This window comes from Microbulbifer hainanensis, from assembly GCF_014904735.1.
In the GTDB taxonomy this organism is placed as follows: Bacteria; Pseudomonadota; Gammaproteobacteria; order Pseudomonadales; family Cellvibrionaceae; genus Microbulbifer; species Microbulbifer hainanensis.
This window is the reverse complement of sequence record NZ_JACZCR010000044.1, coordinates 1-20,504: the sequence shown is the minus strand read 5'-3', so window position 1 is coordinate 20,504 and position 20,504 is coordinate 1. Positions and strand designations below refer to the sequence as shown.

At 54.7% G+C, this 20,504-nt stretch carries 8 protein-coding genes; 5 read left to right on the top strand and 3 right to left on the bottom strand.

Annotated elements, in window-relative coordinates; all coding sequences use genetic code 11:
- Positions 1 to 14 precede the first annotated feature (14 nt).
- Together IG168_RS16825 and IG168_RS16820 are read left to right on the top strand one after the other, a co-directional pair.
- Positions 15 to 1,985: a ShlB/FhaC/HecB family hemolysin secretion/activation protein gene (locus IG168_RS16825; RefSeq protein WP_193165758.1), complete on the top strand. Its 1,971-nt coding sequence runs from the start codon at positions 15 to 17 to the stop codon at positions 1,983 to 1,985.
- A gap of 242 nt (positions 1,986 to 2,227) precedes the next feature.
- The gene (locus IG168_RS16820) at positions 2,228 to 12,937 is read left to right on the top strand and encodes a filamentous hemagglutinin N-terminal domain-containing protein (RefSeq protein WP_404932007.1); all 10,710 of its coding nucleotides are present in this window, start codon (positions 2,228 to 2,230) and stop codon (positions 12,935 to 12,937) included.
- Positions 12,938 to 13,081: 144 nt separating this feature from the next.
- Here the strand turns inward: IG168_RS16820 and IG168_RS16815 are convergent, their stop codons facing one another.
- Positions 13,082 to 15,250 carry an Ig-like domain-containing protein gene (locus IG168_RS16815; protein WP_193165756.1) on the bottom strand — a complete coding sequence of 723 codons (2,169 nt, stop codon included), beginning with the start codon at positions 15,248 to 15,250 and terminating at the stop codon, positions 13,082 to 13,084.
- 667 nt (positions 15,251 to 15,917) lie between these two features.
- Here IG168_RS16815 and ppc point away from each other — a divergent pair.
- Positions 15,918 to 18,593 (top strand): phosphoenolpyruvate carboxylase, encoded by a 2,676-nt coding sequence (ppc, locus tag IG168_RS16810; protein WP_404932006.1) that lies wholly within the window; start codon positions 15,918 to 15,920, stop codon positions 18,591 to 18,593.
- Positions 18,594 to 18,706: 113 nt separating this feature from the next.
- Here the strand turns inward: ppc and IG168_RS16805 are convergent, their stop codons facing one another.
- Positions 18,707 to 18,898 (bottom strand): hypothetical protein, encoded by a 192-nt coding sequence (locus IG168_RS16805; protein WP_193165754.1) that lies wholly within the window; start codon positions 18,896 to 18,898, stop codon positions 18,707 to 18,709.
- A 22-nt stretch (positions 18,899 to 18,920) separates the two neighbouring features.
- Positions 18,921 to 19,088, bottom strand: coding sequence for a hypothetical protein (locus IG168_RS16800; protein ID WP_193165753.1), 168 nt, complete (start codon positions 19,086 to 19,088; stop codon positions 18,921 to 18,923).
- A gap of 49 nt (positions 19,089 to 19,137) precedes the next feature.
- On the opposite strand from IG168_RS16800, the gene IG168_RS16795 reads away from it, so the two are divergent.
- On the top strand, positions 19,138 to 19,602 hold the full coding sequence (locus tag IG168_RS16795; RefSeq protein ID WP_193165752.1) for a hypothetical protein: 465 nt from the start codon (positions 19,138 to 19,140) through the stop codon (positions 19,600 to 19,602).
- Between the two features lie 62 nt (positions 19,603 to 19,664).
- Positions 19,665 to 20,354: a fimbria/pilus periplasmic chaperone gene (locus IG168_RS16790; protein WP_193165751.1), complete on the top strand. Its 690-nt coding sequence runs from the start codon at positions 19,665 to 19,667 to the stop codon at positions 20,352 to 20,354.
- The last annotated feature ends 150 nt before the right edge of the window (positions 20,355 to 20,504 follow it).

Below are 20,504 nucleotides of genomic sequence, written 5' to 3'. Positions count from 1 at the left end.
CGTAAGGGGGAGCTATGCTCACGCGCTATATGAGCCAATTGACGATCGTAGGCGCCAGCCTGCTGTTGGTGCCGACTTGGGCCTTTTGTCAGGATGGAGAGTCGAGTTTCCGTAGCCGGGCTCGCGCAGCCTTCGACCAGAATGTCCCTACTATTGATGAGAGTGATTTAACCGAGGATTTCAAGAAACGCACACAACAGGCGACGGATCCAAACCTGAATACAGAAATCCCGACGCTCGCGAAGCGCAATCAGGGTCCGAGAATCACAGTAAAAAAGTTCCGTTTCCACCGGCTGGAGGAGTACCCGGAATACGGTATCGACCGAAAATCGGTCGAAGCGCTGACTGAAGAGTTGCGCGTTAAGTATATGAAGGAGGATCAGGTTGTCGCCGATGGGTACACGGTAGACAACCTGAAAGAGCTGGCGAAATTACTGGATAGTATGAATGCCCAGTACACCCCCGAAGATCTCGGTCCAGCTGACCTGCAGAAGCTGGTCCGGGTTATCAAGAAACAGAATGCCGAGCGTGGTCTGACCTACGGCGACCTCGAGGACATTGCGGCAGAGTTGACCAGCTATTATCGCAAGCACGGCCTGTTTCTGGCTCAGGTCCAGATACCGGCTCAGGAGGTGGAAAATGGAGTGGTTACGCTCAGCGTGCAGGAGGGCCTGCTGGGACAGGTAGCCGCCGAGGATAACCGGCACTACTCACTGGAACAGCTATCGGAGCCGTTTGAAGACCAGCGTGGGAAGCTCGTTAGCCATAAAAAGATCGAAGAAGGCCTGTATCTACTCAATGACCTTCCAAGCCTGAATATCACCGGTTACTTTACTGCCGGTGACAATCCCGGTGAAACAAAGCTCAATCTCAAGGTGCGCGATGAGCGCTCCTGGAATGTGGTGACGCGTGTCGACAATCACGGTTCTATCTATACGGGTGACCAGCGCGTATTTACATCTTTTGACTGGCTGAACCCCATGGGGATTGGGGATGCGCTAACCATCGGTTATCTGAGGTCAAGTAACGCGGATAATCTCAATTCAGATTTTGGCTCCGATCTTGGTCAGTTCCACTACAGCTTGCCCATATTTGGGCCGCGCAACCGTTTACACTTTTCCGCAGACTACAACAAATTCAGTCTGCACGATGTCGATAACAAGAATAATGTGATTAACCTGCTAGATATCAGTGGTGTCAATAAAAGTTACGCGTTGAGTGTCGACCACAAATTCAGGAGATCGCGAGACTTCAATCTCACCGGCTCCTTTGGGCTGACGGACAAAGAGTCAGATCTCGACGCAATCATCGAATTGCCAGAGCCGGGCGATCATGTGTTTGGGGGAGAGTTTGGCGTCTACGTGGACAAACTGTCAGATGGCACAGTACCTATGCTGAATGTCCTCAATGCGAAACTCCAATATGGCGAGCACCAGAACGAGGTAGATCCGTTGCGCGGAGCGGATTTTACCAAATTTGCAGCCGATACAAGCTCTCTCTTCTTTCTGCCGCTGCCATTTACCGATGCACGATCGCGATTCATATTGAAGAGTCGCTGGCAGTATAGCGACAGTAATCTGCCGGCATTTGAGCAGTTCTCGCTTGGCGGGGCCAATGGCGTACGTGCATTTGACGTGCGGGATTTTTCTGCGGACCGTGCCGGATTACTCTCCGCCGAGTGGTATTTTGATTTCCCGGAAGCCATCAATCCAACGGTATTTGGCAGTCGACTGAATGACATCTTACAGGTGGCCCTGATAGCCGACGGCGGCTATGGCGTTGTCAATAACTACGAGGATGGCCTGGACGATGACTGGACGACTTTCTCGGGCGCGGGGTTTCTTTTCAAACTGAGCTGGGCTGAGTACTTCGCCAGCCAGATATCGATATCCTGGCCGACCATGTCCAAATCCTCAATCGAGGGCACCGGCGATGATCCTGATAATCCAGCAATTTACGCCGATTTTTCCTTTTTCTTCAATTGATCCACGCGACATATTCCGAATACTGAATTTGAGCAGGATGCTCTTTCCAAGGTGCCGGTATGCAAATTAAACAAGTGACACTCCCGCTAAAGAAACTGGCTTCTGCGATCAGGTTATCCAGACTGGCCTATGCAGGACTTATTGCGGGCCAGATAGCCAGTCCCAGTGCTCATGCCGCTCCAGAAGGCGGTGTCGTGGTTGGCGGAAAAGGCACGATTAATACACAGGATCTGACCACGATCGTGGATCAGAAAACGGACCTGCTGGCGATTGACTGGGATTCCTTCAACCTGACGGAAGAGGAGCTAGTCAAGTTTCTCCAGCCGAATTCCTCGTCGATTGTACTGAACCGAATTCTGGACCAAAGTCCCACAACCATTCGTGGCGCCATCGAGGCGAACGGTCACGTGATTATCGCAAATCCGCGCGGCGTCCTGTTTACCGAGAGTGCGACGATCAATGTAGGTGCGATTACCGCAGCCGGCCTGAACATCAGTCCCGCCGATTTTATGAAAGGTAACCTTTCGTTCAATGCTGAAGAGGGCAGCAGCGGTATCGTGATCAACCGCGGACTGATCAACGCGTCCAGCGCCGTGATGCTTGGTCGGCAGGTGACCAACGCACCCAGCGGATTGATCAGCGCAGAAATGGTCAGCTTGGCGGCCGGCGATGAGGCGGTATTGACGTTCGATGCCGATGGGCTGATTGGCGTAAAGATCACCAAGGAAGTAATGCAAAATGCACTGGGTGTGGACAGTGCGGTGCTCAATGAGGGCCAGATAGACGGCGCACAGGTCTTAATGGACGCGCAGGTCTCTGGCGATCTATTCACCGCGGCAGTCAACAACAAAGGCACCGTTCGGGCCCGCGGTATCGACACCAGTGGCGGGAAGATACGACTGTTCGGCTCAGGCAGTGGCGTGATCAATAGTGGCCAGCTGGATGCTTCCGGCCGAGCCGGTGGCGAAGTTGTCGTCGACGGCGATGGCGCGGAGCACAGTGGTGTGATCACGGTGCGCGGAAATAGGGGCAGCGGTGGCAGCGCACGAGTGCTGGGGGAACATGTAAGGGTCAGCGGTGCCATCGATGCGCGGGGCGCGGCCGGTGGTGGTCAGGTGTTGATCGGCGGCGGTTATCAGGGCAAGGATCCCGATGCGCGAAACGCGACGACTACGGAAGTAACGGCCGAGGCCGACATTGATGTCAGTGGTACGGGAATCGGGGATGGTGGCGAGGTAGTTGTCTGGGCTGACGACACAACATCTTTTTCGGGCACAATTCGTGCGGAGTCGGGAGAGCTGGGCGGAGATGGCGGGCGCGTGGAAACCTCAGGGAAGGTTTCACTCAACCTCGGCCAGGATGATATGTCGGTATCCACGGCGGCCCACGCCGCGGGCCGGACGGGTACCTGGCTGCTGGATCCCGGCTGGCTGGAAATCATGGCCGACGCGGACTGCGCCGAAAACTGTGTATCTGCCGAAAACCTGGTAACTGCACTCGGCAGCAACAATGTAACAATCGCCACTACCGCTGATGATAGTGCCAGTGTTACGGATCCGAGCGCCAATGTAGATATTACTGAAAACAGCCCGGATTACTCTTTCGGGATCCTCGTATCCAGTGACCTGATATGGACATCTGGAAATACATTGACCCTCGACTCCCACGCCGATGTGCAAATTGATAATGGCGTCACCATTGATGCCAGTGGCACCATCGATGATGGCAACCTGGTCGTAAATGCTGGCGGGGATTTTACCAATCTCGGCAGTATTACTGTGGCGGATTTCTCACTTGCACTGGGCGGCAGTTTTATCAATAGCGGCTCGGCTACCGTCAACAGCCTCAATCTGGATCTGGGCAATAGTGGCGGAGATACCGACAACACCCTGGGAAGCCTCTCGGTTGCCGGTAGCGGCATAGTGTCTGGAGGTGGCGGCGCGGACAAGTTCACACTCAGCGCCGCTGACGATGATCTGCTGATTAGCGGCAGCGAGGCGTTTACGCTCAATGGCAATATTGATTTTACCAGTATCGCCAGCGTGGACACCGGCAGTGGTGCCGATTCCGTAACCGGCGCCGATGGCCAGAATTGGATTCTCAATGGCGTTGGTGGCATCGCGAACAGTGGAATTACCTTCACTGAGGCGGAAACGCTGATCGCCACGAATGCCAGCCTCGTGGGTACTTCGAATGATGAAAGCTATACCGTCGAGGACGATAGCGACGTAGTTGTCGGCGGCTTTACCTTACAGTCACTCTCAGGTGTGGATACCGGAGGGGGCACCGATACCGTCGTTCTGGCGTCAAGCGCAGCCGCGGCGCTGAATGGCAATGATGGCGAGGCGACTATCCGCGGCCTCGATTTCACCAATATAGAGGTAGTGAGCAACGGCACGCTACAGGCATCGGATGCAGGCGATCGCTATCGAGTGACCGGTAGCGACAGCGTTGAGGCCAATGCGATCGCTTTCAGCGGTTTGACTAGCATTGCGGCAGGAGGCGGCAGTGATACGGTCGCCGGGTCTGTCGGGGAAGACTGGTTGCTGGATGGTAGCGACGGGGTTGTCAATAACGGTATTACCTTTACCGGTGTCGAAACGGTCATTGCCGACACGGCAGGACTCATCGGCACCAGTAGTGACGAAACTTACACGCTCCAGGACAACAGTGACGTCGTCATCGGTGGCGTCACTTTCCAATCGTTGACGGGGGTTGATGCCGGTGGCGGCTCGGATACGGTTGCGCTAGCCTCCAGCGCAACCGCGACCCTCAATGGCAATGACGGCGAGGCGACTATCCGCGGCCTCGATTTCACTAATATCGAAACCGTGAGTAACGGCACGCTGCAGGCATCGGATGCCGGGGATCGCTATGTCGTGACCGGAGCCACCAGCTTAACGGCCAACCAAATTGCATTTTCCAGCATTACCAGTGTCATAGCCGGCAGTGGCAACGACACGGTTACCTCTGCAGACAATGCCACATCGGTATTGGGTAACGTCAATGGCAGCGTATCGGTAGCTGGGATTGACTTTGCGAATATTGAGCAGGTAGACACTGTCAATACAACTGTCGATGGTACCAGTAATGGCATCAGCGAGAGCTTCACGCAGCAAGGAAGCCTTCTCTCCGTTCTCGGTATCGATTTCACCTCAGCCGGCGCGGCGCTGGCCGGTTCGGAAACAGACGACAGCGTTACCAGCGACGCAACCACCTGGACACTCACTGATACTGACGGCCAATTTACAGCCGGCAATACCACCTTTTCCGGCATAGAGATAAGCCATGCGGTCTCTGCGACACTGAGTGGTACGAGCACTTATCAGACATACATTCTAACCGCGGCCGGCGAACTCGATATTGCGGGAATATTATTTGACGGCCTCAGCCTGGTGAATACCGCCGGTTCAAGTGATCTGCTGCAGGGGACCTCCGACGCCGATACATTCACGCTGGATGGCAGTGGTAATGTCACGATTGCAGGTATGCAATTCAGTGGTCTTGAAACGGTGGATGCCGGTAGTGGCAGTGATACGCTGATTGCCCAGGGTCTAACATTGGCTTTGACTGGTAGCGACTACGAAGTTGATTTTTCCGGGTCACTACTTTTTGCCGGGATTGAAAATGTCACGGTCACTGAGCTACTCGGAACTGAGAGTAATGATCAGTTCTATTTACAGGGCAACAAGGCGCTGAAGGCGGCCGAGATAAGCTTCAGCGGAGTGGATAAAGTTGATGCACTCGGCGAGACTCAGAACTCCGATGGTGACGCCCTCTATGCCGATTCTGCAGATGTACCCAATGGCAACAATATCAATGGAATTCAATTCAAAGATCTGGAGAAAAAATTTGCCACACACCTGAATGCGACGGGCAGCGATGATGAGATTAGTGTGGTCGGTGACGGTCTTGTCTATATCGGCAGTCTCAGCAATGTACCATTTGAAACAGTGGAAACGGTGGATGGCGGGGATGGCACTGATACCGTTATCGGTTTCGATGGTGCCGACTGGACGATTACCGGGGTCAACCAGGCAGAAAACTTCGGAATCCTGTTCAGCAACGTCGAAATATTAGAAGCGATAAACGCCGGATTGATTGCCCCGGCAGGCCTGGACGGCTTTACATTGGTCGCCGGTGATCTGGACACTCCGGATATCAGCATTTCAAGTGCAGGTTTACTGGTAGCAGGCGCAGGAAGTGTGCTGGCAGGTGGCAATGGGTCACTGGATGCCGGGATCCTGGTCTCCGGTGTTTCCCTCACCCCTAATTCAAACGAGGTAGACGCTGACGGTGTCGTTTTTAGCGGTATCGATTCGGTCTCTGCGCAATCCCTCACAGCTACCGATATATCTACCGAATTCCTCGCCGGAGCCAATCCCGGCAGCCTGAATGCGTCCGGAATTGATTTTTCGGATCTGAACCAAGTCTCGGCGGGTTCAGGAACGGCAGATACACTGACAGTCGCGGGGGATGTGACGCTGTTGAATGATGGTGAAACGTTCTCGAGCAACGGCATTAACTATTCCGGAGTCGACATTGTCGATACTGCCACGTTTGCCATAGGCGGCAGTGACAATGACGAAACTTTCAATCTATCGTCGGCTAACACATTTGATATCGATCTAAGTGGCGGATCCCATATCGAATTTTCCAATGTTGCCAGCATTGACGCGGGTGGCGGTTACGACACCATCAGTACCGCGGGCAATGTCGTGCTTAATGGCATTGATGGAGAGGCAAGTGCAGAATCAATTGTGCTCAGCAACATTGAAGGAGTCACAAACGGTACGATGGTTGTGTCCGATAATGGTGACAACTTTGTTGTGACCGGGAGTGATTCAGTCAGAGCCAACGGCATAGATTTTTCTGGGATTAGTAGCGTGACTGCCGGTTCCGGTCAGGATTCGGCAACAGGGCTAGAAGGAGAGAACTGGTCCCTGAACGGTGGGGCCCTGCCAGAGAATAATGGTATCGCCTTCGAGAACGTCGAAGAGTTCTATGCGAATAATGCTGGTCTGGACGGTTCCGACGGTGCAGATACTTTCGAGCTGCAAGGGGATGGTAGCGTCCTCTACGCAGGCTACCTATTCAGTTCGCTCAGTTCAGTAAATGCCGGCGCCGGTAACGACACGCTGGATACCTCGGGATCGGGTTTCGCCGTTACACTCGCTGGCAGTGATTACCAGCTGAACGCGGGCGGTATCGATTTCTTCAGTATTGAAAACGCCATTACCACGGCGCTTGTCGGTAGTGCAGGTGCCGACACCTTTCAGGTGACAGGTGACAAGGCACTGGACGCGTGGAAAGTCCATTTCAGTAATGTCACCAGTGTTACTGCCGCCGATGGAGATATATTGGAAGCCGGTTTCGTGTCATTGACCGGCGGCGATAATGACGTCACTGCAAGCAATATCACCATTAGTGGTATCACAAATGTAACGACCACCAATCTTGAGGGTACCGCGGCGAATGATAACTTTGAGATTCTTGCCGATAGACAGGTCAGCGCCAACCTGATCACATTTTCCGGAGTCGATAGCGTCGATGCCCTGGGTGGTCAGGACACGGTAACCGGTGTCTCCGGATCGGCGTGGCAACTTGGCAATGTGGTAAATAACAACGTCTCTTTTGTTGGTGTGGAAATCGTTGATGCAAACCTCGGCAGCTTACAAGGTACTGCCTCGGACGATACATTTATCCTGGATAGTGCGGGTGCGGTCACATCTGGCTCGGTAACCTTTACCAACCTGGCTTCGGTCAATGGATTCGGTGGCAGTGACACACTGGACGCGAATGCCTATGCAGATGGCCTTGCATTGACGGGTAGCGACAACCAGGTAAGCGCGGGCGATCTGGTTTTTTCCAATATTTCCGACGTAACGGTTGGCACCCTGACGGGCTCAGCTAATGCAGACGAATTCTCAATGGATGCCGCCAACAGCGTTTTTGCCGGAAATATAACGTTCAATGGAATCAGTGCTATTAATGGTGCAGGCGGCGCTGACCTGTTGCAGGTATCAGGTGATGCACGCAGTTTTAGTGTGTCGGCGCCCAATAGCCTGAACTTCGATTTGATCGCGGTGGCAGGTCTCGAGCGGCTGGAATACCTCGGTATTGGCGGTATTGCGACCGGCGCAGCTGGTGCAGACTGGACGCTCGGTAGCGTGGCCGGTGAAGTCGAGAACAGCCAGGTCACGTTTGTGGGTGTGCAAACACTGGTTGCGAATGCAGCGGGCCTGGTGGGTACAGCGGCAGATGAAAGCTACGGCCTCGAAGACGATGGAGATATCGTCATCCATGGTTTGACTTTCCAGTCTGTCTCTGATGTCGACGCCGGCAATGGCGACGACAGTGTGACACTTACAACTTCTGTCGGGGCCATTCTGAATGGTAACGATGGCGAAGCAAGTATTCGCGGCATTGACTTCAGCGGTATAGAGAGTGTTGCCAATGCGACCGTGCAGGCCTCAGCACAGGACGACCACTTCGAGATCACCGGAATTAACCAGTTAAAGGCCAATAACATAGCCTTCGCGGGGATTTCCAATATAGATGCACTTGGCGGCAGCGACAGTGTTATCGGCGATGGTACCGACTGGACGCTTCAAGCCAATGGCAATGAAATTATCAATTCAGGTAGCGGTATTACCTTTAGTAATGCTGAGCAGGTTTCGGTTGGCGGCGCCGGCCTGTATGGGCCCGACACCGCGGAAAGCTTTACGCTCACCAGTAGCGGTGTTGAAGTGGAGGGTGTGACTTTTAGCGGCCTCACGTTCGTGAGTGCCGGTGATGCCAGCGACGACCTGAACGCTGTCAATTACGACGGCACCCTGGCCCTGAATGGCAGTAACGAGGCATTGGATGCGGATGGCTTGCTGTTTCTGGGTCTCGATACCGTAAGTGCCGGGGCGTTACTCGGTTCGGTTGGCGACGACGAATTTGCGGTGGCTGCCGATGGCAAGGTCACGGTAGCAGATATGGTGTTCAGCGGCTTGGCTAGCGTCGATGCATCGGACGGTAATGATGAAGTCCAGGCCGACGGTGCTATCAAAATAGCGGGAAATAGTGGCAAGGCAACGATTTTCGATATCGCGTTCGATAACATCGAGAGCGCTACCGGTACAGCAATCGATGTTATTGCAACAGATGGCGACGACGAGTTCGAAGTCCTGAGTGATGGGCGTATCTTCACTAACGGCATCACAATTGCGGGGGTTACCAGTATCGATGCCCTGGGCGGTGAGGACCTGGTAACCGGCGCCAGCGGTTTCGACTGGATGCTGCAGGGCAGCAAGCAGGCGCGGAACAACGGGGTAAGTTTCAGCAATGTGGAGCAGATCATTGCGGTGAATGCCGCGCTGCTGGGCACCAGTGGTGATGACAGCTTCGCCTTGCTGGCCAATGGTGATATCGACGTGTGGGATATGGTCGTCAGCGGTATGCAGTCAGTCGATGGAGGAACCGGCGTGGACTCCGTTAATGCGTTGGCCTATAGCAATGGCCTCGTCCTGAATGGCACCAACCAGTTGAAAGCGGACGGGTTACTGTTCAGCGGTATTGATAGCGCGGAAACCTCTTCGCTTACAGGAACGTCTGTAGCCGAGAGCTTTGCGATTTCTGATAGCGGTCAGCTATCCGTTTCCGGCATTGACTTCAGTAGCGTGGTGTCACTCGATGGCGGTGGAGGCTCCGATGAGGTTACAAGTGCGGTCGACGACGACTGGGCACTTATCGCGGGTAACGGCCAGGTCGATCACGCCGATATCCTTTTTGCGGGCATCAGCACTTTTACGGGTGGTAATGGCACACTGCGTGGCAATGACGGCGGAGCCGATTTCAGCATTGTTGGAGCAGGTTCTGTGTCCGTGGATGGCACATTGCGTTTCGATGGCGTGGACACGGTTGCTGCCGGAGCAGGAGCTGACGCTCTGACCGCATTGACATCGGTGACCCTGATCAACACCGTCGGCGAGTTCGACAGCAGCGGAATAACTTTTTCAGGCATAGATTCCGTCGCTACCGCGAATCTCGTGGGAACCGACGGTAATGATAGCTTCGAGATGCTGGCGGACAGTACGCTAAGTGTCTATGGGCTGACAATTTCTGGCATCGATGCACTAGATGCCGGTGCCGGTAATGACAGTGTATCGGGCCGAAACGGCCAGGGCTTCGAGGTGAATAATGGCAGTTCGGTCGTTCACGATGGCATCGTCTTTTCAGCAGTGGAAGATTTTAGCGGCCAGGGGGCAACCTTAACGGCAACCGCCGGCGATGATGGCTTTACCATGACCGCTGCAGATGCCGTAGATATTGACTCCACCAATTTGAGCTTCAGCGGCCTGGTGGCCATTGATGCCGGCGCGGGCATCGATAGTCTTGCCGCTCTGGATTTGCTCGGACCTGTTGTCCTGAATGGATCTAATTCCGTCACTGCCGGCTCTATCCACTTTGCCAATATCGATAAGGTCACCGGTACAGGCAGTCTCACTGGCACTGACGCGGCGGATCAATTCTCGATTGTGGCCGCCAATCAACTGGACAGTTACGGAATCCGCTTTGAGGACGTTACTTCGGTAGCAGCCGCGGGTGGCAGCGATGACTTGGTTGGGCTGGATACTGAAGGCTGGCAGCTGAGTGGAAGCGAAAATGCCCTGAGCCACGCTGGTATCGACTTTACCGGTATAGAGACCACCAGTGGTGGCAGCCACGTTCTGACCGGTTCAGCCCTTTCTGACCAGTTTGCGGTAACTGCGAATAATCAGGTTACGGCCAATGGCATAACCTTTACCGGCATTTATGAGGTGGATGGCGGGGGAGACGGTGACCGGGTCAATTCCACTGCCGGTGCATCCTGGGTGTTGGGGCTCGCAGAAGGCAGCGCTACCGCAGCGGGTATCGGCTTCACCAATATCGAATCCGTTGCCGGTTCTGATGTGTCGGTCGACGCGTCTACCAACAGTGCCAGTGACAGCTTCGTGCTGGGTGATTCCGGCCAGTCAGTCCGCGTGCGCGGTATCGATTTTGCGAGTGTTGCCAATATATCCGCCGGTGCGGACGGAGGCGACTCAATAACCGGTAGCGCCAGTAACTGGCAGCTTTCGGGAACCGATGGGGCGCTCAGCGTCAACGGGATCAGCATCACGGGTATGGACAGCGTATTCGCCAACAATGCCCGCCTGACTGGTACCGCCAACAGCGAGACGTTCTTGCTTTCCGGCGAGAATGCGCTGTCAGTGGCGGGCATGGATTTTGAAGGCATTAGCGAAGTGGCGGCCGCGGGTGGCAGTGACCAGCTGCAGGGCACCGCGGGCGATGACCATTTCACATTGACCGATACCGGAAACATCGACGTTGACGGTATCACCTTCAGTAACCTGGAGGCGGTCGCGGCGGGCGCGGGCGTCGACAGTGTCAATTCCAACGGCGCCAGCTGGACTTCGGATAGCAGCGGCGGAGCACTGGTCAACGACCGTGCCGTAGCTACAGTGGATAGCATAACGGCGATCTTCGATGACATTGAGCAGGTTAATGGTGCCGATACCTATGTCGGCCAAGATATAGACAGCGAATATGTCTTCGATAGCCTGACTTCATTCAGTATCGCCGGTATCACCTACTCTGGCCTGGGCGAAATTTTTGCTGGAAGCGGCACGGACACCTTGCGCGGTGCAGATATTGATGCCGAGTGGTCCATCGACGCCAAGCAGGGCACGATTTCTAGCGGCAGTGAGTCGTTGGTATTCAGCGGCATTGAATCGATTGCGGCAGGCAGCGGAGCTGACCGGTTTACGCTATCCGGTGGTGATTTCAATTCCATCGATACGGGGGGGGGCAATGACACTGTAACGCTGGCGGGAACGTCACTCGGTAGCCTGTCCCTGGGCGATGGAAACGATGAACTGCAGGTTCAGGTCGATAGCAGTGCGACGGTAGTGCTTTCCGGCGGCAATGGAGACGACCGATTCCAGTTCAGCGTTGCAGGCAAGACGTGGTCAGTAAAAAATAGCGGTAGCAGCGTCGGCAATTTCCAGTTCAGCGGCTTTGAATGGCTGGACAATACAGCCGGCAACCTGGTCTTGGAGACGAATCAGGGCTTTGATTTCGTCAATGGTGGCGAAAGCGGTGAGCGCTTCAATCTCAATGGCGCGGGCGTTATGTTTGCCAACTCGGGTATGCGATTGGGCTACAGCGGTACCAGCAACGTTACCATCTTCAGCAGCAGCACCAGAACCATTGGTGGGGCCTTGCAGGCAGGTCGGGCGGACCTGGCTATCGCCGGCAACCTTGATATCACCGCAGATGTTCATACCCTTAACGTCCACACTACGGGCCCCGATATCGATATCGCAGTAGTGGCCCAGAAAGACCTGATCATCGACGAGATCAATGCGGGCCGCGGCAACATCACGCTGAACAGCGCCGGGTTTGGCAGTCTGACAGCTGAGACTTATGGCGATACCCACCTGACTGCGGGCACGGTACGGCTGGGTAGCGAGCTGCAGCAGTGGCGTGTTATCGGCAGCGCGATCAATCCGCTGCGTATGGATGCCGCTCAGTCGGTTGACATCGTATCCATCAGCTATTTCGAACCAGATTTTATCGGTCAAATACCGGTGTTCACTGCCAAGGGGGATGAGCTTCAGTCGATAGCCGGTGCGCAGGCGGCACAGGGGCTCAAGTCTGCGGTGCAGAATGCCGTAGAAGACTTCGCCCAGGTCGATCCGGCGATCTTTAATGCGGTGAATCCCTATAGTACCGGAGTCGATGCGGTGAATATGCCGGAGATGCGACTCAATGGCGACATGCTGCTCCCTGCGCTGCCTCCCAGTTCACCGGACGACGAGGATAAATTGCGCGAGAGATCTTCTCAGCGTGATGATCAGCGGGAGCTGCCGGTGCAGGACCGCCAGGGCGAATCGATGGCCTCGGTGAACGCTGGAGGCTGAGCCTGCGGAGACTTAACACACCAGCGCTGGACGATTTTTACTGTTTGGATATTCAAAAATAAGAAAGGCTGGCTTATCAAAGCCAGCCTTTCCTTATTGAGAGACTATGCGGGAAGTTGCGCAATTAAGCGCGGTTAGAAGAAGCTAGTAAAGATAAACCGCACCGCTATCATCATTGCCGTCATCCTGCTGGTTGCCACCAATTCCGGTAGTCGTACTCGCCTCACCGGGAGCGCCGACGGCCATGGTGCCACCATCTTCAGTCAGTGCGATGGAAAGTCCGAAGTTGTCGTTGGCGCCGGTGTTCGGTGCTTTCAGAAAATTTGCCGGTGTCCAAGAATCGCCATTCATATAAAAGGTGTAAACAGCACCAGAAGCCTCTGCTGTCCCGTCGTGAGCGGGATTAACACCGATGCCTGCGCTGCCCTCATACTGGGAGCCGATGGACAGTCGAGCGCCATCTGCTGAAATCGCCGCGGCCTCACCGAAACGGAATTCCTCTCCTGGCTGGAATGCCTTGATATAGGCAACCTGATTCCAGCCTGGCGCGGATTCTTCGAACACATAGGCCGCGCCGGAGTTGGATAATAGGTTATCGTGGACCGGATTGACGCCTGCTCCCGAAGTGTCATCACCGGCCGCGCCCACGACCAACGTCTTTCCATTTCCGGATATAGCAACAGCGATACCAAATTCGTCGTCCCCCTCCTTGGTGTCAGAAGTGACAAGCTGCGCCGTTGAGTAATTGTCGGAAGCGTCATAGATGTAGACATTGTTGCTCTCAGGGCTACCCACGGCAACGGTATTGCCATCATCGGAAACGGCGACGCTGAGCCCACCTCTGGCCTCATCGGTATGGATAGTCTTTCTGCTGGTAACCTGTCTGTTGCTATCGAGCTTGAGGACGTCCACCCTGGCCGACGCACTGGAAAAATAATTGCCTGCAGCGACAACCAATGTGCCGCCATCCGCTGACAAATCGAGGGCTATGCCGTACTGGTTATCGTCTTCCAGGGGATTGATATCGGCGGTCAAGAACTTCCATTTGGCATTCTCTTCGGCGCTTTCATCATAGGCAAAGAAAAAAACCCCGCCGTGATCAGAAGAGACGTCGATAGAGCCTGACTGGGTCTTGCCATATCCGGGGACGCCAGCAGCGAGAAATTTCCCGTCCGCACTGAGGGAAACGGATATTCCAATAAAGTCGCCACTGGCTGTGCCCGGATCTGTCGAGCGCAATACAGGCTCGGAACCGTTCAAATACGAGGTCCATCCAGCAGCTGATTTGTGGAACATATACACTCCACCGCCGGAATTGGGTCCGTATCCTGGGGCACCCACGGCCATCACGGAACCATCTGCGGACAGCGCAACAGAATAGCCCAAGACCAGATAATCGTCTGGAGTAGTATCACCGCTGTCAGGCAAGGTTCTTTTGAAATAGCCAATCATGGAATTTGCATCCACGCTGTCCAGCGAAATTTCATTCGAGCGCTCGATAATCCTCTCGTCCTTATCGAATGCAATCAGCTGTACGCGGGCCTTGTCCCATAGTGTGGTGTGCAGTGGTATTTCGACTTCGGTAGATGTTTGTTCTCCCGGGATATCGTCGTGGTCGGAATCTGAATAGCCGGAACTTCCGTCAGGATTTACTTCGAAGCGATAGTGGTCAACTGGGACATCGATCGACCAGCTCAGCTTGAGCATTTTGGGATTCGTACCATCGCCGCCTGCCTCGGCCGTCGCGGTCAGTTCCACTGTGGGGGTCACCGTGATAGATACTTCCGCTTCGGAAGTGTCTCCATCCGCGTCAGAGACCTCATAGGTAAAACTGTCCGACCCGTTGAAGTCGACGCTGGGAACATAAGTGATGGTGTCATCACTCTTGTCGTCGGGTGTCCCGGCGTCGTTCACCGTAGCGTGGCCGAATTGCGGCGCTGTTTTGAGGATCAAGGAGTTAATACCGTTTTCGCCAAGTTCGTCATTTTCAAAAATGGCGATAACAATATCTGTATCTTCTGCGCCACTTATCGTGTCATCGACTGCCACGGGTTGGGTATCAACCGCTCCCCCCGAGCTGCTACTGCTACCGCCCGAGCTACCGCCGGAACTGCCGCTGCTGGAGCTGCTTTCCCCGGAGCTGCTACTAGAGCTGCTACTGGAACTGCTGCTCCCTGAGTTGGCACTGTCGTTACTATTGCTGCCTCCACTTCCCCCTCCACAAGCGGCCAGTAGCACGGTCAGTGCGATTGCTGATAATGGTCCGGTAACGCTTAACAGCCGTTGATTAATTTGTTTTAGGACTGTGATCATTGCTATTCCTTTCGATCTTTCTATTAGGGTTCCGTTCAATAGTGATGTTGCGGTGAATTTTTCAATTCAATGCTTTTTTATGTTCGAGTTATTATTCGATTATTAATTAAATTTTTTGTCTTATTGTTGATACATCTAATTTATGAAATGGAAATGCGTAGTAATGGGGTCGTAGTCAAGGAAAATAGTTTCCTGACTGAAAATTTGAGGGTTATTAAAGATTTCTTCGAGCTTGGCAGGCATGTCCTAATTCCCTAGGGGGTGCTGTCACTCCTGTGACCTTGAGCCGGGAATTCTAACTAAATGCCAATGGTTGTATCCAGTGAGGCTGCAGAATTGAGTGAACTAAATCCCAATTTTTTCTGTGATTTTTTAAGTTTTGTTTAATCTATTTTCGTCATTTGAAACGTTATTCATCAGGGATATTGATGCGCCTATCATTAATCTAGTTAAACGTTACTTAAATTGTCTGGATAACGATTTGACGCTGATTGCCTATTTGCTTATGTGATCACATGTTTGTATTTGTAGGATAAATAGGTGCGTAGCTTGCTGGCGTTTAAAAAAGAAAATTTCATCTGAAACCTTTTAGTCAATAGGTTCTTCTTCTGAGGACTCGCTTCACCGCATAAATATGCGAGAATGTGCGGTCCGTTCCGCTAGGGAGATGAAGGTGTCTGTGAACCAGGATCAAAACGCCCCGTTGAGGGAAGATGTCCGCCTGCTCGGTGAAGAACTCGGTGCGGTACTGCGAGAGCAGGCCGGTAAGGAATTATTCGATACAGTTGAAACCATTCGCCAGGCGGCGGTGGAAAGTAGTGGCTATAAGGAAGTACTCGTGGGGCGCCTGCGTGAGCTGCTGGACCCACTGGATGACGGCACTTTGCTGGAAGTGGCGCGCGCCTTCAGCCAGTTTCTCAATCTGGCTAACATTGCCGAACAGCGCCATCGCGAGCGGTTGCACCGCCATCACCAGCGCTATCCCGGCGACCCGGACACGGACCAGAGCCTGCGCCAGGTATTGGCGGAACTGAAAAATGCCGATGTCGGCCAGGAAAAGATTCTGGCGACACTGAAAGAATTGTCCGTCGAGCTGGTTCTCACTGCGCACCCCACCGAGGTGACGCGCCGCACACTGATCCGTAAATACGATCAAATCGCCGACCTGCTGACAGACCTGGATCGCCCGGATCTCACCGAAGAAGAAGTTGAAAACCTGCGTCGCCACCTGCGGGAACAGATCCTCTCCGCGTGGAGTACCGATGAAATCCGGCGCGAGCGACCCACACCGGTCGATGAGGCGAAGTGGGGCTTCGCCACGATCGAGCAGTCACTGTGGCAGGCGGTACCCCGCGGAATGCGCGAAATTGAGGCCGAACTGGCGCTGGCCGGTCTCGATCCGCTGCCCGCCGACTGGGTGCCAATCCGCTTTGCCTCCTGGATGGGCGGCGACCGCGACGGCAACCCCAATGTCACCGCCGCGGTGACCCGCGAAGTACTGTTGCTGGCACGCTGGATGGCTGCGGACTTGTACTTGCGCGATGTGGAAAATCTGCTGGCAGACCTTTCCATACACCGGGCCAGTGACGAGCTGCTCGCCCGCACCGGTCCCAGCCACGAACCCTACCGGCTGGTTTTGCGCCAGGTGCGCGATCGCCTGCGTGTTACCCGCGCGCGGATGGAGGCGCGGGTCAATGGGCGCCCGGAGCCGGAAGGGAAGGATTTTTCCAGTGGGCAGGAGCTGTTTGACGAACTGAGCCTGCTGGATCGCTCGCTGCGCGCGGTGGGTCTGTCGGCCATTGCCGATGCGCAACTGAAGGATACCCTGCGCCGCCTGAACTGTTTTGGCATCACGCTGTTGTGCCTGGATATCCGCCAGGAATCCACGCGTCACACCGAAGCGTTGGACGCGATTACCCGCTACCTTGGACTCGGCAGTTATGCGGAGTGGGATGAGCAGCAGAAGCAGGCGTTCCTGCTCGCCGAACTGGAGAGCCGCCGCCCGCTGGTAGACGAGGCCTTTTATAGTAGTGACCTCTGTGGTGATGATGTCCGCGAGGTTCTGGAAACCTGCAAGGTCATTGCAGAGCAGGGCTCGGAAGGGCTTGGCGCCTATGTGATTTCCATGGCAAAAACGTCTTCCGATGTACTCGCCGTCATGTTGTTGCAGAAAATTGCCGGTGTTCACGAGCCGATGCGTGTGGTGCCACTGTTTGAAACCCTCGATGATCTCAATAACGCCTGCGATGCCATGGGCGCGCTGCTCGAAATCCCACTGTACAAACAGCGCGTGATTGACGGCCAGGAAGTCATGATCGGCTATTCCGATTCCGCCAAGGATGCGGGTTTCCTCGGCGCTGCCTGGGCGCAGTTCTGCGCACAGGAAAAACTTACCGCGATCTTCCGCGAGCACGGCATTCCACTGACCCTTTTCCACGGTCGTGGCGGTTCCATTTCCCGGGGCGGCTCCCCTACGCGTATGGCGCTGATGTCGCAGCCGCCGGGATCGGTGGCCGGGCGTATCCGCGTTACCGAGCAGGGTGAGATGATTCGCTTCAAGTACGGCCGGCCGTCAGTGGCGGCAAACAACCTGGAGCAATATGTGGCGGCCACACTGGAGGCCACCCTGATGCCGCCGGCGGAACCACGCCCGGAGTGGCGCGCGGAAATGGACCGGCTGACCGCTGTTTCCGTGGATGGTTACCGCGCAGTAGTGCGCGACGACCCGGCGCTGGTGTCCTACCTGCGCACGGTCACCCCGGAAACTGAACTCAGCCGCCTTGCCCTCGGCAGCCGTCCGGCGCGCCGCAAGCCCGGCGGCGGTGTGGAAACCCTGCGCGCCATTCCCTGGGTGTTTGCCTGGACACAGATCCGGCTGATGCTGCCGGCCTGGCTCGGTACTGGTGAGGCGCTGGAAAGCGCACTGGGAAGCCGCGATGAAACCGGTATCCTGCACGCGATGAACGAGCAGTGGCCATTCTTCCAGGGCGTTGTGGATATGCTCGAAATGGTGCTCGCGAAAACCGATACCCGCGTCGCCTACTGGTACGAGGAGCGGCTGACCGAGGATGCGGAATTGATTCGTCTGGGCGATACGCTGCGCCAGCGCCTGGCGCAAACGGTCGACGCGCTGCAGCGCCTCACCGGGCGCGAAAGCCTGCTCGACAACAACCCGGTCATGCGCTGGTCGATTCGCGTGCGTGACCCCTATACCGATCCGCTGCACCTGCTGCAGGCAGAACTGATGGCGCGCCTGCGCGACCGTGATTCCGACCCGGTGCTGGAGAGCGCGTTGATGGTGACCATTGCGGGCATCGCCGCGGGGATGCGCAATACCGGCTGACGCCACAGCGTTGATTTAAATAAGGCGCCAATTAAAAAGGCCGGCTCTTTGGAGTCGGCCTTTTTTTGTGCTGCGATTCTGCCAAAGGCATAAAATTCCACGATGATTAAAAATTATTTTGTGAAGCTGGTGATAAAAATAACGCGGGCGCCAAAGTGTTGCCCTGCCGCCAGCGGAGTCGCAATAGCTGGCGCTAGTATTTCAAATTTTTCAATATTTCCTGCCGCGGCACTGAAATTTCTTTGATTCGATGAATTTCCCGTTAATAACGCACTCAGCGCCTTTATTCCGACGATAGCCTTCACAAAAATGCTGCCACCGATACACTCAAATTTGATCGATTTTTATCCAGCGCGGAAGCGGGTACTTCCATTGTGTCGGGAAAGTCAGAAACGGATCGCCGGAAGTCAGTAGTCGGTAGTTTTTCATTTGCAGTATTTCTTCCCGGTATTTAGGTGCCACCTTGCGTGCGGTGATGCGTCGATCACCAGCCATGTTGGCTCGCCACCTCCAAGAGTTAAGTTTGTAAAGGAGCAATTAACTGATGAAGAAGCTTTTCACAGTCGGCGCTGCCGCCGCGCTATTGGTCATAGGCAACGCCTATGCAGACACTAGCGTTCCGATCCCCCTGTCCGGAACCCTGGCGAAGGCTTGCAATGTAACGGCTTTTGTCAACGGTCCCTTTGACGACCTGGACATGACCACGACCTCGACACAGGGTTCTGAATCACTCAGCCCCATATGTAACTACGGCGGCACGCTCACGGTCACATTCACATCCCTCAATGCGGGCTTTCTGCAGAGTGGCCCCAACAGTGTCGGGTATACGTTGCAAGTCAGCGGAGGTCTTTTGGCTCCCACACAACTCACGGTTCCGGCTGTCGTTAACAACTGGCCGGCAGTAGCGAACGCAGTGCAGACGCGTAGTCTCAGTGTGGCCCTGCTTGCGGTTGCGACGGTGGCCGGCACCTATACCGACACGATTACGGCATCGGTGACGCCGAATTAATCTACCGGGCAGGGCGCTGGGCACCTGCTTAGAGCCCTGCTTACATAATGAGGAACATTTTCATGCTGCGGAATATGTTCGGCCTGGCTGCCGGACTTCTCATGCTAGCGCTGTTTGCACAAGGCGCACTGTGTTTTACGTTAGAGCCAACCGTGACGGTGTTGCGACTGCCAGCCGATATCACGGGCCAAACTCTGGTGCTCAAGAATCCCCGCGAAGTCGATTTGCCGGTAGTGTTCGAAATATTCGAACGACAAATCAATGAAGACGGCAGCGAAGTAACCACACCCGCCGACGACGATTTTGTAATTTTCCCTCCTCAGGCAGTGGTGCCTGCCGGGAAGGCACAGGCTGTGCGTATCCAGTGGGTGGGTGGTGCCTTGTCTCAGTCGCGCTCTTTCACGTTGTATGCGAGCGAACAGCCCCTGAATCTCTCTGGCCAGGCGCAATCCGGCGTCCAAACCATTCTCCGTATGGGGGCCTCGGTTCATGTGACCAACCAGGGCTTTATGCCAACGCCGAAGTTGATTCGCTACCATCCAGTACCAGATGGTGTGGTCGTATCGATAAAAAATAACGGTAACGAGTTCCTCTATATAGATATGCTAAAGATGAAATTTGGCAGGGAAGAGGTCGGAGCATTCGAACTGGCTAATGACGCTGGTCGAACGCTGATAACTCCTGGGGCAACCCGAACCTTCAAGGTGGATGGTGTGCAGGGAGTGCCAGAGCTTCATTTTGGAGTCAGGTGATAATGCTCGAAAGGTTTTTCTCACGTTTCTCTATGGTGTGATTTTCCGCTGAATTCCCGCATTAAAGCATTCAGACGCTGGCTCTATCAGCATGGTTGAAAATTCATATTGATGGATCTCTTTGGTCCATCATGTTGGTGCCAATATTCT

Coding starts and splice junctions, on each gene's coding strand:
- IG168_RS16800 (WP_193165753.1), bottom strand. CDS start 19,088: ATGGCTGGTGATCGACGCATCACCGCACGCAAGGTGGCACCTAAATAC.
- ppc (WP_404932006.1), top strand. CDS start 15,918: ATGAAGGTGTCTGTGAACCAGGATCAAAACGCCCCGTTGAGGGAAGAT.
- IG168_RS16790 (WP_193165751.1), top strand. CDS start 19,665: ATGCTGCGGAATATGTTCGGCCTGGCTGCCGGACTTCTCATGCTAGCG.
- IG168_RS16825 (WP_193165758.1), top strand. CDS start 15: ATGCTCACGCGCTATATGAGCCAATTGACGATCGTAGGCGCCAGCCTG.
- IG168_RS16795 (WP_193165752.1), top strand. CDS start 19,138: ATGAAGAAGCTTTTCACAGTCGGCGCTGCCGCCGCGCTATTGGTCATA.
- IG168_RS16815 (WP_193165756.1), bottom strand. CDS start 15,250: ATGATCACAGTCCTAAAACAAATTAATCAACGGCTGTTAAGCGTTACC.